The 16,845-nt window shown below is 66.8% G+C and carries 13 protein-coding genes; 2 read left to right on the top strand and 11 right to left on the bottom strand.

Annotated elements, in window-relative coordinates; translation table 11 throughout:
• Nucleotides 1–113 precede the first annotated feature (113 nt).
• Nucleotides 114–1,040 carry a choline sulfate utilization transcriptional regulator gene (locus tag DIE12_RS08350; RefSeq protein ID WP_124521494.1) on the top strand — a complete coding sequence of 309 codons (927 nt, stop codon included), beginning with the start codon at nt 114–116 and terminating at the stop codon, nt 1,038–1,040.
• Nucleotides 1,041–1,500: 460 nt separating this feature from the next.
• Nucleotides 1,501–2,388: a formyltetrahydrofolate deformylase gene (gene purU / locus DIE12_RS08345; protein WP_124485154.1), complete on the top strand. Its 888-nt coding sequence runs from the start codon at nt 1,501–1,503 to the stop codon at nt 2,386–2,388.
• Nucleotides 2,389–2,538: 150 nt separating this feature from the next.
• On the opposite strand, the gene DIE12_RS08340 is transcribed toward purU, so the two are convergent.
• The 11 genes from DIE12_RS08340 to DIE12_RS08290 all read right to left on the bottom strand — a co-directional run bounded on the left by DIE12_RS08340 (nt 2,539) and on the right by DIE12_RS08290 (nt 16,838).
• On the bottom strand, nt 2,539–4,194 hold the full coding sequence (locus tag DIE12_RS08340) for an APC family permease (protein WP_124521492.1): 1,656 nt from the start codon (nt 4,192–4,194) through the stop codon (nt 2,539–2,541).
• Between the two features lie 176 nt (nt 4,195–4,370).
• Complete coding sequence (locus DIE12_RS08335) at nt 4,371–5,234, bottom strand: glycine betaine ABC transporter substrate-binding protein (protein WP_044844355.1); 864 nt, start codon at nt 5,232–5,234, stop codon at nt 4,371–4,373.
• Nucleotides 5,235–5,383: 149 nt separating this feature from the next.
• Nucleotides 5,384–6,532 (bottom strand): hybrid-cluster NAD(P)-dependent oxidoreductase, encoded by a 1,149-nt coding sequence (locus tag DIE12_RS08330; RefSeq protein WP_124521490.1) that lies wholly within the window; start codon nt 6,530–6,532, stop codon nt 5,384–5,386.
• A 27-nt stretch (nt 6,533–6,559) separates the two neighbouring features.
• Nucleotides 6,560–7,801 carry an SRPBCC family protein gene (locus tag DIE12_RS08325; RefSeq protein ID WP_124521488.1) on the bottom strand — a complete coding sequence of 414 codons (1,242 nt, stop codon included), beginning with the start codon at nt 7,799–7,801 and terminating at the stop codon, nt 6,560–6,562.
• Between the two features lie 52 nt (nt 7,802–7,853).
• On the bottom strand, nt 7,854–8,639 hold the full coding sequence (locus tag DIE12_RS08320; protein WP_044844358.1) for an electron transfer flavoprotein subunit beta/FixA family protein: 786 nt from the start codon (nt 8,637–8,639) through the stop codon (nt 7,854–7,856).
• Complete coding sequence (locus tag DIE12_RS08315; protein WP_124521487.1) at nt 8,636–9,805, bottom strand: electron transfer flavoprotein subunit alpha/FixB family protein; 1,170 nt, start codon at nt 9,803–9,805, stop codon at nt 8,636–8,638. The genes DIE12_RS08320 and DIE12_RS08315 overlap by 4 nt, the downstream gene beginning before the upstream one ends.
• Nucleotides 9,806–9,809: 4 nt before the next feature.
• Nucleotides 9,810–11,735: a (Fe-S)-binding protein gene (locus DIE12_RS08310; protein WP_124521485.1), complete on the bottom strand. Its 1,926-nt coding sequence runs from the start codon at nt 11,733–11,735 to the stop codon at nt 9,810–9,812.
• A 3-nt stretch (nt 11,736–11,738) separates the two neighbouring features.
• Complete coding sequence (locus DIE12_RS08305) at nt 11,739–13,802, bottom strand: NADH:flavin oxidoreductase (RefSeq protein WP_044844361.1); 2,064 nt, start codon at nt 13,800–13,802, stop codon at nt 11,739–11,741.
• A gap of 73 nt (nt 13,803–13,875) precedes the next feature.
• Nucleotides 13,876–14,409 (bottom strand): DUF5943 domain-containing protein, encoded by a 534-nt coding sequence (locus DIE12_RS08300; RefSeq protein ID WP_006488993.1) that lies wholly within the window; start codon nt 14,407–14,409, stop codon nt 13,876–13,878.
• Nucleotides 14,410–14,548: 139 nt separating this feature from the next.
• Complete coding sequence (locus DIE12_RS08295) at nt 14,549–15,520, bottom strand: dipeptidase (RefSeq protein ID WP_124521483.1); 972 nt, start codon at nt 15,518–15,520, stop codon at nt 14,549–14,551.
• 43 nt (nt 15,521–15,563) lie between these two features.
• A complete protein-coding gene (locus DIE12_RS08290) occupies nt 15,564–16,838 on the bottom strand; it encodes a serine hydroxymethyltransferase (protein ID WP_044844363.1) in 1,275 nt (424 codons plus the stop codon).
• Nucleotides 16,839–16,845: the final 7 nt, after the last annotated feature.

The raw sequence follows: 16,845 nt of genomic DNA, 5'->3' as shown, positions 1-16,845 counted from the left end.
GTGCCGCGCGCACCGGCCGCGACTGGCTAGAATCGCGGAAGGCCTGGCGCGGCGCCGTGCCGTCCGAAGCACTATCCCCCGCCCGAATTCGCGCGGGAAGGCGTCCGGCCCTTATGAGGCCATTAGAGAGACTTATGTCGAAATCCGAACCGTTACCGTCGATGCAGGCGCTGCGCGCGTTCGAATCGGCCGCCCGTCTCCAGAGCTTCACGGCCGCCGCGCGCGAGCTCGGCTCGACGCAACCGGCCGTGAGCCAGCAGGTGTTCCAGCTCGAAGCGGAACTCGGCGTGCCGCTGTTCGAGCGCAGCCCGCGCGGCGTCACGCTGACGAGCGACGGCCAGTGCCTGTACGAAGCCGTGCGGCTGAGCCTCGACACGCTGCGCGGCGCCACCGCGACGCTGCGCGCGCGCCGCGAGCACGGCGCGCTCACGATCGTCACGGATTTCGGTTTCGCGACCTACTGGCTGATGCCGCGCCTCTCCGGCCTGAAGCGCGTGATGCCGGACGTCGACGTGCGGGTCGTCACCTCGCAGGATTACGACGCGCAGCGCGACCACGCCGACATCGCGGTTCTGTTCGGCGACGGCCACTGGCCGTCGTGCACGGCCGCGCGGCTCTTTCCCGAATCGGTCACGCCCGTCTGCTCGCCGGCGTTCCGCGCCGCGCACGCGCACGTCGCGCGGCCCGAGCACCTGCAGGCGCTGCCGCTGCTGCACGTGCAGGCGACGCGCCCCGAACGCTGGCTGTCGTGGGCCGGCTGGTTCGACGCGCACGGCCTCGAGGCGCCGGCCGCCGCGCGCGGCGTGACCTTCAACAGCTATGCGCTGGTGATCCACGCGGCGCTGCTCGGCGACGGCGTCGCGCTCGGCTGGTCGCCGCTCGTCGACGAGCTCGTCGCGACCGGGCAGCTCGTGAAGCTCGTCGACGCGCCCGTCGTCACGTCGCGCGGCTACTTCCTCGTGCGGCCGCCGCAGCGGCCCGAGCCGGACGCGACACATGTGTTCCGGCGCTGGCTGCTGGACGCGTGCGCGCCGGCTTGAGCGGGCGGCTGGCCGGCGGAGCGCTGCCTGACGCTTGCTGGAGCGGCTGCGGCTGTCCCATCCGACGCGCGCTGGACTGGCTGCGCCTGCCCCACCTGACGTCCGATGGAGCGGCTGTGCCTGCACCGCCTGACGCCCGCTGGAGCCGGTACGACTGCGCCGCCCGACGCTCGCCGGACCGGCTGCGGCTGCACCGCCTGACGCTCGCTGGACCGGCTACGGCTGCACCGCCTGACGCTCGCTGGACCAGCCGCGCCCGCCCCGCCCAGCGTCCCCAAAACCCCCGCCTCAAGCCTCGCCACCGCCCCGCGGCGCTGGCGCGCCGATACCAGCCACACGGCGGGTTGGTTCTATCCGCGCCCGAATCGTCCTGATTTACTTGAGCCTCCCGCTACCCGCGTAGCGTGGCGCCCCGTCGCGCCGCCGCGCGCGTTGCGTTCCCTGACATCCGAGGAATCTCATGACCGCCGACTCACGCCCCGATCAATTCGTCCTGACGCTGTCGTGCCCGAGCGCGGCCGGCCAGGTCGCCGCCGTCGTCGGCTTTCTCGAGCGCCATCGCTGCTACGTCGATGCGCTGAACGTGTTCGACGACGATCTCAGCAACCACTTCTTCGTGCGCTGCGTGTTTCATCCGACGGATGAAACGCTGCAGATCGACGCGCTGCGCCAGGAGTTCGGTCCGATCGCGACCGCGCTCGGCGGCGGCGGTGACGGCGACACGCAATGGGCGATCCACGACGTGAACGCGCGCCCGAAGGTGCTGATCATGGTGTCGAAACTCGAGCACTGCCTCGCGGACCTGTTGTTCCGCTGGCGGATGGGCGAACTGAAGATGGACATCGTCGGCATCGTGTCGAACCATCCGGACTTCGAACCGCTCGCCACGCAGCACGGGCTGCCGTTCCGCCACTTCCCGATCACGGCCGACACCAAGGCGCAGCAGGAAGCGCAGTGGCTCGACTTCTTCGAGTCGAGCGGCGCCGAACTCGTGATCCTCGCGCGCTACATGCAGGTGCTGTCGCAGGAAACCAGCGCGAAGCTCGCGAACCGCGCAATCAACATCCATCACTCGTTCCTGCCCGGCTTCAAGGGCGCGAAGCCGTATCACCAGGCGCATGCCCGCGGCGTGAAGCTGATCGGCGCGACCGCGCACTTCGTGACCGACGATCTCGACGAAGGCCCGATCATCGAGCAGGTGGTCGAACGCGTCGATCATGCGCTGCGTCCGGAGCAATTGCTCGCGGTGGGCCGCGACGTCGAGTGCATCACGCTCGCGCGCGCGGTGAAGGCGTTCATCGAGCGGCGAGTGTTCCTGAACGGCGACCGGACGGTGGTGTTTCCGTAAGCGCATCCGTTCGGCGCGCAGCCAACAAAAAACCCGACCGGCAGCATCTGCCGGTCGGGTTTTTTATCGCGTTGCGTTCGACGCGTCGCGCAACGGCCCCGGGTGCGGTGTCCGGGTTCGTCGCGCGACGCGCGTGCCGCGTTCAGATGCTTACTTCACCCACGCGAAGTAGTACGACAGCCAGATCGTCAGCGCAGCACCGACCAGCGCCGCATACGGCATCAGATTCAGCCACATCGCGCGCTTCGGCACTTCGAGTTCCATGTCGCGCTGCATCTGCGCGGGGAAACGGCCGCGATCCTGCCAGTAGTGACGATAGAGAAACACCGGCACGATCAGCAGCATCGCGATCAGCCCGTTGCGCAGCGTGCCTTCGCCCTGCAGGTTCGCGCCCGCGCCGACATAGACGAGATTCGCGTAGCCGCAGACCGAGCCGGCGACGAGCAGCCAGGTCGGGCAGCGGAACGGCCGATCCCAGTTGCCGCGGTCCATCCGGTGGATCCAGCCCGACTGAAGATTCAGGAATACGAACAGCATGTAGCAGACGTTCGAGATCGCCAGCACCGTCATGTAGTCCGACATCATCAGCAACACGAGGTTGAAGCCGAGGTCGGTCCACATCGCGCGCGTGGGCGAGCCGTGCTCGTTCACGTGCGACAGGTACTTCGGCAGCCAGCCGTCGACCGATGCCTGGTACAGCGTGCGCGACGAGCCCATCATCGACGTCATCACGATCAGCAGGATCGACAGCATCAGCATCACGACGACCGCGTTCGCGACCCACGCACCGCCACCGACGATCTTCGCCATCGCGGCCGCGACGCCGGTGCCGTCGCCGATCGCCGGGTCGAGCATCGCCTGCGTGCCGAGCGCGCCCTGGAACGCCATCGGCACGAGCGTCATCACGACGAGGCACAGCGCGCCCGACCAGAAGATCGCCTTCGCGGTGTCGCGACGCGGATCGCGGAATTCGCGCGTGTAGCAGACCGCCGTTTCGAAGCCGTACGACGCCCAGCCGGCCATGAACATCGCGCCGAGCGCCATCGTCACGCCCTGCCCGTTCCACGAACCGAAGGTCGCGGTCGTGAGGTTGCCTTGAGCGTCATGACCGAGCGGCAGCAGCGGAAGCAGGTTCGACATCGGCACGTCGCCGGTGACGAACGGAACGATGCCGACGATCAGCAGCGGCGTGAGCGACGCGATGCCGAGAATGCGCTGCGTGCGCGCAGCTTTCGATGCGCCGCTGTGCTGAAGCTTGAACGTGATGAGAAGCAGAATCGTCGCGATGATGAACGTCGCGTTGATTCGCAGGGAAAGACCCGGCTTGATGAACCCGAGATCCGCAACCTTGAACTGCCAGTGCAGCACCGCCGCGTCGGCGGGAAAGAGACTCGTGAGCGCATAGCTCGCCGCGAGGCCGCAGCCGAGCGCGAGCATCGGCGACCACGCGAGCCAGTTGCACCACACGGAAACCGGGGCAATCAGCTTGCTGTAACGGACCCAGCCGATCGCGCCGTATACCGACGCGCCGCCCGATTTATGGGGAAATAGTCCCGATATTTCCGCATAAGTCGCGCTTTGAATCAGCCCCATCGTGATCGCGGCGATCCAGATCGCCCACGCGGGCTGGCCGATCGTCGCGCATACGCCGCCGATCGTGAACAGCACGCCTGCCGGCACGCCGCTCGTCACCCAGAATGCGTCTTTCCAAGTCAGGCCACGATGCAGCGTGTGGCCCGTCGAATCATGTGAGATGGTTGCCTCAACGTCACTGGTGCGATTAGCACGCAGTCCTGCCTGACTCATCCAATTCCTCCTGTGATGACTCCGCACAAGGGCGCTAGTGTAACAAGTTACGCGCTTTTTTGCAGAATCAGTAAAAGAAAGCCGGGATATGCTTGCATGAAATTCCTATTACTTCGGATTCCTGCAAACATTCCCGGTCTATTTTTTTATGATTCGCGCGACGAATCGCCGCGGTCTTACTGCGCGCCTTCAGTCCACGAATTCACGCGGTCCGCATGCGCGGCAATCCATGCATCGGCGGCCGCTTCCGGCTTCGAACCGTTCTGGATCGCGAGCATCACGCTGTCGATCTCGCCCGGCTTCCACTGGAACTTCTTCAGGAACGCGACGACCGGCTTGGCCTTCGTTTCGAGCTGCGGGTTCGCGACGCTGTCGACGTGCTCCGCGCCGCCGAACACCTTCTTCGGATCCTCGAGGAAGCGCAGCTTCCACTTCGCGAACATCCAGTGCGGCGCCCAGCCGGTCACGATCACCGGCTTGTTCGCGCCGACGGAGCGCGACAGCTCGGCCGTCATCGCGCTGCCCGAACTCGGCATCAGCGTGTAGCTGAGGCCGTAGCTCTTGATCGCTTCGTCGGTCTTGCGCATCACGCCCGCACCCGCATCGATGCCGACGATCCGGCCGCCGAAGCTGCTTTTCTCGGCATTCAGATCTTCGATGCTCTTCGCCTTCACGTAGTCGGGGACGATCAGGCCGATCTTGGCGTCAGGGAAGTTCGCGCCGAGATCGACGACCTTCGACTTGTACTCGCCCCAGTAGGAGCCGTGCGTGACGGGCAGCCATGCGGACAGCGTCGCGTCGAGGTCGCCGCGCGCCACGCCCTGCCACATGATCCCGGCAGCCACCGGCACGAGCTGGACCTGGTAACCGAGCTTCTTCTCGATCACGCGTGCCGCGACGTTCGACGTCGCCACGCTGTCGTCCCAGCCTTCGACGTAACCGATCTTCAGCGTAGGCTTCGTATCCGCGAGCGCCGACGCGCTCAATGCCACCATCGCCGACAGTGCGCCGGTCCACAGCAGTTTTCCGAACAACTTCATGGTCGATCTCCTTGAAATGCGCACCGTGCGCGTTGTCTCTCTAGGTTCTTCAACCACAAATCCGCGGTATCGTTGTTTTCCGACGGATGCTTGTCCGGAGGCGACGCAACGCGACACGACGCGCCCGGACCGGCGATGGCTCGATACGACTACTTGTCGATCACGAGATCCGACAGCGGCTTGCTGCAGCACAGCAGCACCATCCCCTGATCGATCTCGCGCTGGCGGATGCCGCCGTTGTGCTTCATCTCGACCTGCCCCGACACGAGCTTCACCTTGCAGGTGCCGCACATGCCCTGCGTACACGACGCCGGCAGCCGCACGCCGGACTGGCGCGCCGCGTCGAGCACGTGCTGCTCGGAGCCGCACGAAATCTCGCGATTGCTCTTCGCGAAGCTGACCGTGTACTGCTTCGTCGCGACGTCGCCGTCGTTGGCCGCCGGCGCGAGTTCGGCGATCACCTCGTCGCTCGCGGTCTGCGCGAGCGTCTCGAACGAGAAGCTTTCCTCGTGATACTGCTTGCGGTCGAAGCCGGCTTCGTCGAGCAGGTCGCGCACGGCCTTCATGTACGGCGCGGGGCCGCACGTGAAGATCTCGCGCTCCATGAAGTCCGGTGCGATCAGCTTCAGCAGCGGCAGCGTCAGGAAGCCCGTGACGCCCGGCCAGTTGGTGCGTGCACCGACGCGCTCGACGACGAACGACGTGCGGAAATTCGTATGGTTCGACGCGATCAGGTCGAGCTCGCGCGCGAAGATGATGTCGTCCGGCGTACGTGCGCTGTGCACGAACAGGATGTCGCGATCCTCGGCGAGATCATGGTGCGCGCGGCTCATCGACATCAGCGGCGTGACGCCCGAACCGGCCGACAGGAACAGGTACTTGCGCGCCGGATGCCGCGCGCACGTGAATTCGCCGGCCGGGCCGAGCACGCGAACCGACGCGCCCGGCTGCAGGTTGTCGTGCAGCCAGTTCGACACCTTGCCGCCCGGCACGCGCTTCACCGTGATCGAGATCGTGTGCGGCCGCGCGGGCGACGACGAGATCGTGTAGCACCGGTTGATCGTCTCGCCGTCGATGTCGAGTTCGAGCGTGATGAACTGCCCCGGCTCGAAGGAAAACGCACGGCCTTGCGGCGAACGGAAGAAGAAACTCTTCACGTCGTGGGTTTCCTGACGCACGTGGCAGCACACCAGCGTTTCCTCGACGTCGCTCGTCCAGCGCTCGGGCAGCGCGCTCCAGAACGCCGGGTGCGTCACCCGGCTGTCCACCGGCTCGAAATTGGCCGAATCTCGCATCATGTGTAGCTCCACTTGCTGTCTGCTGTACTACGCGCCGATTTTTTCGGCGAGCCGGCCGATGTACCAGGCCGAGAATTTTTCGACGAGACCTTCCGTGTACGGCGAATACGGGCCCGGCTCGTATGCGCTGCTGGTCGCGCCGCGCTGCGAGAATTCGACGAGCGCGCGATCCTGGTCGTTGGTCGCGTTCCACACGGCCGTCAGGTTCTTCACGTCGTAGTCGATGCCTTCCTCCGCATCCTTGTGGACGAGCCACTTGGTGCGCACGAGCGTCTTGCCGGCCGACAGCGGAATCACCGAGAACGTCACGATGTGATCGCTCATGAAGTGATGCCACGAGTTCGGCTGCGTCCAGAACGACAGGCCGCCGAGGTCGGCCTGGTCGAACTGGCCGAGCAGCTTCTTCGATGCGACCTTCGCGTCGAGCGTCTGCGATTCGCCGTGGCGGTCGAGCGGCAGGCGCTGCGTGCGGAAGCCCGTCACGTCGAGCAGCTTTTCGATTTCGGCGGACGGCAGGCCCATCTCGGCCCACTCCTTGCCGCGGCGCACGCAGGTTTCAGCGAACGCGTCCATGCCTTCGGCGTTCGCGTCGGAGCGCTGGTAGCCGAAGCCGTATTCGTACAGCGAGATCGTCAGCTCGGGATGGTTCGCGACGCAGTGATAGCACTCGCGGTTGTTCTCCATCGTGAGCTTCCAGTTGCCTTCCTCGATGATGTCGATCTGCGCGGCGATCTTCGTGTTCGGCAGATCGTGCGGCAGCAGATACGGCTCCATCTGGGCGCGCAGCTGCGCGAAATCGACCGGCGGCTCCTCGGCGAGGCAGATGAAGATCAGGCCCGCGAGGTTCTGCACGTGCACCGACTTCAGGCTGTGCTTGCAGCGGTCGAACTTCTCGCCCATGTGCTCGGCGAACATCAGCTGGCCGGTCAGGTTGTAGGTCCAGCTGTGGTACGGGCACACGATGTTGCCGACCGAGCCCTTATCCTCGTTGCACAGGCGCGCGCCGCGGTGGCGGCACACGTTGTGGAACGCGCGGATTTCCATGTCGTCGTCGCGCACGATCAGGATCGAGTCGCTGCCCAGTTCCACGGTCACGTAGTCGCCCGGCTCGGGAATGTCCGGTTCGACCGCGACCTGGATCCAGTGCTGGCGGAAAATCGCCTCCATGTCGAGGGCGAAGATGTCCTCGCTCGTGTAGAACGGCGCCTCGAGGCTGTAACCTTCCTTGCGTCGCTCGATCAGTGCACGAATGTCTGCCGATACTTTCATCGTTTGCTCCGGATTCCTTGCGTCCCAGTGTGGTTGCCGACAGGCATCAAAATCAGTAGTCGATGAGCTGATGCTCGCGCAAATACGCGAGGATCACTTGTGCTTTTTCGACTGAACTCCCTTCATTTACGACGTTGCCGCCGCGGCTTTCGGTCGTGGTCGCGGACAGCATCCGGGCATGCCCCGAGCGCTTCTCGGCGGCGACCAGCTTTACGGGTTTACGCTCGATCGGGCCGACCTTCCAGGCCGCCGCATCGGCGTCCGCGCCGGTCGACGTGAGGGCCGGGCGGATCGCGCCGGCGCGCAGCCGCGCATACGCGTAGCGCGGCGCCACGTTGGCGAGCGGATGGACCGCGACGACGGCCGGCAGCGCCGCGTCGACGCGCCGCCGCAGCCCTTTCGGCAAGAATTGCCGGACCGCCGCGCGGCCGCCGTCGACCGTCACGTCGACGGCCGAGCCGACGAGCGGATAGCCGAGCGCCGCGGCGACGCGATACGGCAGCATCCCGGTGTCGTACGCGCCCTCGGCGCGCGTGCCGGTCAGCACGAGGTCGTAGCCTTCGACGCGCGCGGCGAGCGCATGCGCGGCATCGTCGCCGTCGTGGCAGGCCAGCACCTCGACCTGCCGCGCGCCGAGCGCGAGATATTCAGCAAGCGCTTCATTCGCGGGATCGCCCGCATGGATCACGTCGAGCTGCGCGCGATGCCGCTCCGCGAGCTGGCGGCCGACCTCGAGCGCGGCCGCGTCGTTGCGGCTGTAGCGCGCGGTGCCGCTGACGGGGTGCCGGCCGACGGACACGAGCACCGCGATGCGTTGCAACTGGCGGGGGGCGTTCATGCTGCGACTCCTTCGGTTTCACGCGAGCCGACCGCGGCCGGCGATTGTCCGCGCGACGCGCGCGCGGCCTGCACCTGTTCGATCAGCGCGGCGATCGTCGCCTGCGCGTCGCCCACCACCGTCAGGTTCGCGCGCTTCGCGATCGGCGCGCTGCCGTCGAGGTTCACCGCGATCACGTGACGGCAGTCCTTGATCCCCTGCAAGTGCTGCACCGCGCCCGAGATGCCGAACGCGATGTACACGCTCGCCTCGACCGTCTTGCCGGTCGCGCCCACCTGCTTGTCGCGCGTGAAGTGACCGTTGTCGACCGCGACGCGGCTCGCGCCGATCGCCGCGCCGAACGCGCCGGCCAGTTGTTCGAACGCGCCGATGTCGGACACGCCGTTGCCGGCCGACACGATGAAGTCGGCCTCCTCCAGCGCGACCTGCGCCGCGTCGATTTCCTCGAGGCCGAGATCGCGGTATGGCTGCGCCGCGTCTCCGGCCGGGCGGATGAAGTCGGCGGCCAGGCGCTCGCCGGCGCCGACGAACGGCAGTTTCGCCTCGACCGCGTTCTGCGCGAGCAGGATCACGTCGGGCAGCCCGCGCGTCGCAAACGCGCGGCCGGCCTGCGCATACGCGCCGACATGCTTCGCGTCGATCTCGACCACGTGGGTCGCGACGCTCGCGCCGGCGGCCGCCGCGTACCGCCGGCCGAGATCGCCGTCGCCGGTCGCGTTGTCGGGCACGAACACGTGCTTCGGCGCGAGCGCCGCGGCGCATGCCTGCAAGGCTTGCAATTCGCTTTCGGGCGCAAACGCGCGACGGTCGAAGTCGGCCAGCTCGATCAGCTTGTCGACGCCGAGTTCGGCGGCGTCATCCTTCAGTTCGCCGAATGCCAGCAGCGCGACTTCGGTCTGCGCGTCGGCGAGCACCGCGGCGGCGGCGATCGCCTGCCGCGCATGGTCGTCGAGCGCGCCGCGCTCGGCGTGCGCCACCACCAGCATCACGTGCTTCGGGTCCTGCACCGCGCGGCGCGGCTTCGCGGCCGCGGCGCCGTGGCCGTGCGCGGACCACTGCGCGGCGCTCGCATCGGCGCTGCCTTCCTCGCCGAGCGTGATGCGCTTCAGGCCCGCGGCCGTGATGATGAACGGCCGGCGCGGATCGATTCGTTTGATCGTGTTCATCGATTCACTCCAGCGAGGCGGCAACGAGTTCGGCCACGTCGAGCACGTCGGGGCGCGGGCCCACGACGCCTTCGAGCATCGCCGTGCAGTTCGGGCAACCGACCGCGACCACGTCCGCGCAGATCGCGCGCGCGTCGGCGATGCGGATGTCGGGAATACGCTGCTTGCCCGGGATGTCGGTCAGCGGCGCACCGCCGCCACCGCCGCAGCAGCGGCCGCGCATGCCGTTGCGCTCCATCTCGACGACCTGGATGCCGATCGTCTTCAGCAGCTTGCGCGGCGATTCCGTCTCGCCGTTGTAGCGGCCGAGGTAGCACGGGTCGTGATACGTGGTGCGCTTCTCGCGCAGCGACTCGACCGCCTTCGGCGCGATCTTGCCGCTGTCGGCCAGCTCCGCGAGGTAGGTCGTGTGATGCTTGACCGTCACGCGCAGCCCGAGCGCGCGGTATTCGTTGCGCAGGCTGTGCATCACGTGCGGGTCGGCCGTCACGATCTGCTTGTACGACAGCGAGCCGAGCGTGCCGATCAGGCGCTTCGCCATCTGCTGGAACGTCGCTTCGTCGCCGAGGCGGCGTGCGACGTCGCCGGTGTCGGTCTCGGTCCCGCCGAGCACCGCGTAGTCGACGCCCGCCTTGTTCAGCACCTTGACGAACGCGCGCAGCGTGCGCTGGTAACGCATGTCGAATGCGCCTTCACCCGCGACGAACAGCACGTCGACCGGCTTGCCCGGTTGCGCGACCGGCGCGTTCAGGTCGACCGACCAGTCGTAGCGCGCAGCCGTGTCGTAGCCACCCATCGTGCCCGTCTCGCGCAGGTTCGCGAGCACTTCCTGGCCCTTGCCCGGCACCGTGCCGTGCACCAGCGTGCGGTTGCGGCGCATGTCGACGATCGCGTCGACGTGCTCGATCAGCATCGGGCACTCCTGCACGCATGCGCGGCAGGTGGTGCACGACCACAGCGTCTGCTCCTCGATCAGGCCCGACACGATCGGGCCGTTCGGCTCGCCGCGATGCTGGCCGACCGCGAGGCCCGGCGTCGGGCTGCCGGCGTACGCGGCATCGGTGCCGCCCGCCATCCCGACGACGAGATCCTGGATCAGTTTCTTCGGGTTCAGCGGCTGGCCCGATGCGAACGCGGGGCACGCGGCTTCGCACTTGCCGCACTGCACGCACGCGTCGAAGCTCAGCAGCTGGTTCCAGCGGAATTCGACCGGCTTCGCGACGCCATACTCCTCGTGCTCGATGTCCGGCAGCTTCAGCGCGGTCGGCGGCGTGGCCGTGCCATTGCCCGTGAACGATTCACGGGTGGCCGCGAAACGCTCCTGGCGCGGGTGGAACGCAAGGTGCAGCAGACCGGCGATCGCGTGCTTCATCGGGCCGCCCTTCGCGGCGCCGACGGTCATCGTGAAGGCGCCGGCGCCGATCAGCAGCGCGCAGAGCACCGCGAACGCACCCGACATCGCGCCGGTCGGCACGACCATGAACAGCACGAGGCCGAGCGCGAACGAGCCGAGCAGCCAGGGCAGCGCGTTCCACGGGCCGCGCGACAGGCGCGCCGGCACGTCCTTCGCCGCGCGGCGGCGCCAGACGAACACCACGCCGACGAGCATCGCGAGCGCCGCGAGGAAGATCAGCTTGTCGAGCCACGGCGAGTAGATCGCGAGGCCGTAGTTGACGAACACCAGCGCGAGCGCGGCGATCGCGCCGCCGGCGGTCGCGACGTGGGTCTTCGCGATGTACGGATCGCGGGCGACCACATGGTGCAGGTCGACGAAGTAGCGCTTCGGGATCGCGAACAGGTTCGCGATGCCGAACGAGCCGGGCGCCGTCGCGCGCCCGAGACGCCAGTAGGACGAGCGCTTCGCGACCGCGAACGCGAGCCCCGCCACCGACAGCCACAGCAGTGCGGTAATGAGGAAAGCCGGATTCATTTTTTAGAAATCCTTGACGAGACGCAGCGAGTCGTAGATCGCACCGTGGACGTTGTGCATCGAGATGCAGTCGCCGACACGGAACAGCAGGAAGCGGCCGTTGCCCAGTTCCTCCGACAGGCACGGCTGCGGCTCGGCCGCGAACAGCGTGTGCGGATCGATCTGGCCGCGGTTCACCGACTCCGGCTTGAGCTTCCAGTACAGCTCGTCGTTCGGCGACGAACCGTTCTCGATCACGACCTGGTCGACCGCGCGCTCTTCCAGCTCCTCGGTGTATTCGTTGCGCAGCACGGCGATGATCTTGCCGTCTTCCTCGTACACGCGATCGAGCATCGTGTTCGGCGTCGGGATCACGCCGAGCGCGTACAGGCGGCGATAGAAGATCGGGAACGTCGTGCCGCCGCAATCGTCGGCCACCTTCACGTCGGGCGTCACCACCTCGACCTTCGAGCCGCGGCTCGCCATGAAGTCGGCCACGCCCGCGCCCGCATGCGTGCTCACGCCGTCGAACAGCAGCACGTTCTGCTTCGGCTCGACCTTGCCGGTCAGGATGTCCCACGAGCTGACGGCGAGACCTTCGGCCACGCCCCACGCCGGCACCTGCCACGTGAAGCTCGAACCGCCGGTCGCGAGCACGACGATGTCCGGCTTCTCGGCCATGATCATCTTCTCGTCGGCGGCGACGCCGAGGCGCCGGTCGACGCCGAGACGCTTGGTTTCCATGTCGAACCAGCGGATGATCCCCGACATCTGTTCGCGCTGCGGCGCCTTCGCGGCGATCATCACCTGGCCGCCGACTTCGGCGTTCTTCTCGAACAGCACGACGTCGTGGCCGCGCAGCTTCGCGACGCGTGCGGCCTCGAGCCCCGCGGGGCCCGCGCCGACCACCACCACCTTGCGCTTCGGGCCGCGCGACTTCTCGATGATGTGCGGCATCGTCGCTTCGCGCGACGTCGCGGCGTTCTGGATGCACAGCACGTCGAGGCCGTTGTACTGGCGGTCGATGCAGTAGTTCGCGCCGACGCATTGCTTGATTTCGTCTTCGCGGCCGTCGCGGATCTTGATCACCATGTGCGGATCGGCGATCTGCGCGCGCGTCATGCCGACCAGGTCGATCATGCCGTTCGCGAGCAGGCGCTCGGCCTGGCCCGCGTCGCGGATGCTCTGTGCGTGCATCACGGGAATCTTCACCACCGACTTGATGCCGGCCGCGAGGTGCACGAACGGCTCCGGCGGCAGCGCCATCGGCGGCATGCAGTTCGCGATCGTGTTGTGCGTGTCGCCGCCCGAGCCGACCACGCTCAGGTAGTCGATCAGGCCCGTCTCCGACATCGCCTGCGCGATTTCCTTCAGCGCTTCGTGATCGAGACCGTCCTCGTGGAATTCGTCGCCGCACATGCGCAGGCCGACGCAGAAATCCTTCCCGACCGCTTCACGCACGGCCGTCAGCACTTCGATGCCGAAGCGCAGACGGTTCTCGAGGCTGCCGCCCCATTCGTCGGTGCGGTGGTTCGAACGCTTGCTCCAGAACTGGTCGATCAGGTGCTGGTGCGCGGCGGAGATTTCGATGCCGTCCATGCCGGCGGCCTTCACGCGCTTCGCGGCGGCCGCGAAGTCGCCGATGATGCGGCGGATTTCCTCGATCTCGATGATCTTCGCGTTACCGCGGTGCACCGGCTCGCGCACGCCCGACGGCGACATCAGGTGCGGCCAGTGCTCGCCGTGGAACGACGAGCGGCGGCCCATGTGCGTCGCCTGGATCATGATCTTCGCGCCGTGCTTGTGCATCGTGTCGGCGAGACGCGTGAGCGGGTCGATGATCTTGTCGTTCGACAGGTTCACCGACTTCCACCAGCCCTGCGGGCTGTCGATCGACACGGGGCTCGAGCCGCCGCAGATCGCGAGGCCGACGCCACCCTTCGCCTTCTCTTCGTAGTAGCGGATGTAGCGGTCGCCCGGCAGGCCGCCCGGCTCGGCATACACCTCCGCGTGCGCGGTGCTGACGATCCGGTTGCGCAGCGTCAGCTGGTTCAGCTGCATGGGTTTGAACAGGTGGGGATAACGCATCGCAGGCGACCTCTGGCGTTCGAATGTCTCGTGTTGCGGGTGTTGTTTGTTGCTGTGTCGTCGGGTCGGCGCGTCAGTGCGCGATCGGCGACACTTCGAAGACGCAGTGATCGTGGTGCTCGGCCGCACACTGCACTTCCTTCGACTGCGCGCGCGGCGCGCCCTTGCCTTCCGGCGTCGTGTCGTTGACCCAGTCCATCGCGCCGGCGAACCAGCCCGCGAACATGTAGCAGAGCTTGCCTTCCTTGCCCGGCTGCTGGAGCACGAACGACGAGTGGCGCAGCTCGATCTTCGCGCGTGCGCTGGCCGGATCGGCCTCGATGATCGAGAACAGGCCCCAGCCGCGTTGCGACAGGCGCTTCAGGTAGTGCTCGAACACCGCCATGCCGGTGAGGCCGTGCAGCTTCGCTTCCTTGTCGCACCAGTGGTACGCGGACTTGTAGCCGGCCTTGTAGAGGATCTCGGCATACGCCTCGACGCCGAGCGCTTCCTCGACGGCGACGTGGTTGTTCGTGAAGAAGTGGCGCGGCACGTACAGCATCGGCAGCGCGTCGGTGGTCCAGACGCCGGTATCGGGATCGACGTTGATCGGCAGTTGCGGTTGCATCGTGGTGACTCCGTGAGGAAAATTGGCCGCGCGGCTCAGGCGCAGGCACGACATCGTCCGCGTGCCCGCGCGACAGGCGCCGGCACGTCCCGATTGTTCTAGTGTTGAATCGCGGGTGGCGGTTCGGCTCGGCGGGTGCTTACGCGCCCCACACGTCCTTGAACACGCGCACCCAGTTCTCGCCCATGATCTTGCGGATGCGCGACTCCTTCCAGCCGTGGCGTTCCATCGCCGCGGTCAGGTTCGGGAATTCGCCGATCGTGCGGATGCCGTCCGGGTTGATCACCTTGCCGAAGTTCGTCAGCTGGCGATAGCGGCCCTTGTCATGCGTCAGCATGTCGAAGAATTCCTTCGCGAAATCCTGCGTGAAGTCCGTGCCGATGCCGACCGCGTCTTCGCCGATCAGGTTCACGACGTAGTCGATCGCCTCGATGTAGTCGTCGATGTTCGCCTCGATGCCGCGCTTCAGGAACGGCGCGAACATCGTCACGCCGACGAAGCCGCCGGCGTCGGCGATTTCCTTCAGCTGCGCGTCGCTCTTGTTGCGCGGATGTTCCTTCAGGCCCGACGGCAGGCAGTGCGAGTAGCACACCGGCTTCTTCGAGAACGCGATCGCTTCCGACGACGTGTTGCCGCCCACATGCGACAGGTCGACCATGATGCCGACGCGGTTCATCTCGGTGATCACTTCGCGGCCGAAGTCCGACAGGCCGCCGTCGCGCTCGTAGCAGCCGGTGCCGACCAGGTTCTGCGTGTTGTAGCAGAGCTGCACGACGCGCACGCCCATGTCGGCGAACGCCTCGATGTAGCCGAGGTTGTCCTCGAACGCGTGCGCGTTCTGGAAGCCGAGGATGATCCCCGTCTTGCCTTCCTTCTTCGCGCGGAAGATGTCGTCGGTCGTGCGCACCAGCGTCAGCAACTCGCTGTTCTCGCGGATCTTCTGCTTCATCACGCCGATGTTGTCGACGGTCTTGGTGAAGTTCTCCCACACCGATACCGTGCAGTTCGCGGCCGTGATGCCGCCCTTGCGCATGTCCTCGAACACCGGCTTCTCGAACTTCGAGATGTTCAGTCCGTCGATGATGATGCTGTCCTGATGCAGCGTGCTCATATCTGCCTCTCGCTCCAGTCTCTGCTGTATGTGGGGTCGTCGATCAGTAAATCGGGAAGCGCTCGCAAAGCGCGAAAATCTCGCGGCGCACGCGCTGTTCGGTCGCGTGGTCGCCTTCGGGGTTCGCGCGCAGCGCGTCGAACACTTCGAGAATCAGGCGGCCGACTTCGCGGAACTCCGCGACGCCGAAGCCGCGCGTCGTGCCGGCCGGCGTGCCGAGGCGGATGCCCGACGTGACGGTCGGCTTCTCGGTGTCGAACGGAATGCCGTTCTTGTTGCAGGTGATGCCCGCGCGTTCGAGCGCCTGCTCGACCGGCGCGCCCTTCAGGCCCTTGGGGCGCAGGTCGACCAGCAGCAGGTGGTTGTCGGTGCCGCCGGTGACGAGGTCGACGCCACCCGCCTTCAGCACTTCGCCGAGGGCCTGCGCGTTCGCGAGCACGTTGTCGATGTAGGTCTTGAAGTCCGCATGCAGCACTTCGCCGAACGCGACGGCCTTGCCGGCGATCACGTGCATCAGCGGACCGCCCTGCAGGCCGGGGAACACGGCCGAGTTGATCTTCTTCGCGATCTCTTCGTCGTTGGTCAGCACGAAGCCGCCGCGCGGGCCGCGCAGCGTCTTGTGCGTGGTCGACGTGACGACGTGCGCGTGCTCGACCGGATTTGCATGGCGGCCGGCGGCGATCACGCCCGCGATGTGCGCCATGTCGACCATCAGCTTCGCGCCGACGCTGTCGGCGATCGCACGGAAGCGGGCGAAGTCCAGCGCGCGCGGGTACGCCGAGAAGCCGGCGATGATCAGGCTAGGCTTGTGCTCGTGCGCGAGTGCCTCGACCTGGTCGTAGTCGATCCGCATCGTGTCGCGGTTCACGCCGTACTGCACGGCGTTGAACCACTTGCCCGACAGCGCCGGCTTCGCGCCGTGCGTCAGGTGGCCGCCGGCGTCCAGCGACATGCCGAGCACCGTGTCGCCCGGCTTCGCGAGCGCGAGCATCACCGAACCGTTCGCCTGCGCGCCCGAGTGCGGCTGCACGTTCGCATAGCCGGCGTTGAAGATCTGCTTCACGCGCTCGATCGCCAGCGCCTCCACCTCGTCCGCGAATTCGCAGCCGCCGTAGTAACGCTTGCCCGGATAGCCTTCCGCATACTTGTTGGTGAGCACCGAACCCTGGGCCTCCAGCACCGCGCGCGACACGATGTTTTCCGACGCGATCAGCTCGACCTGCGACTGCTGGCGCTCGAGTTCCTTCAGGATGGCGCTGCGCACCGGCGCGTCGCGCTCGGCGAGGGGCTGCGAGAAGAAAGGCTGGGTGTTCGACATAGTGCGT

It is taken from the genome of Burkholderia sp. Bp9015 (assembly GCF_003853505.1).
Taxonomy (GTDB): domain Bacteria; phylum Pseudomonadota; class Gammaproteobacteria; order Burkholderiales; family Burkholderiaceae; genus Burkholderia.
Note: the sequence above shows the minus strand (reverse complement) of the source record. Positions and strands in the feature narration are given on the sequence as shown.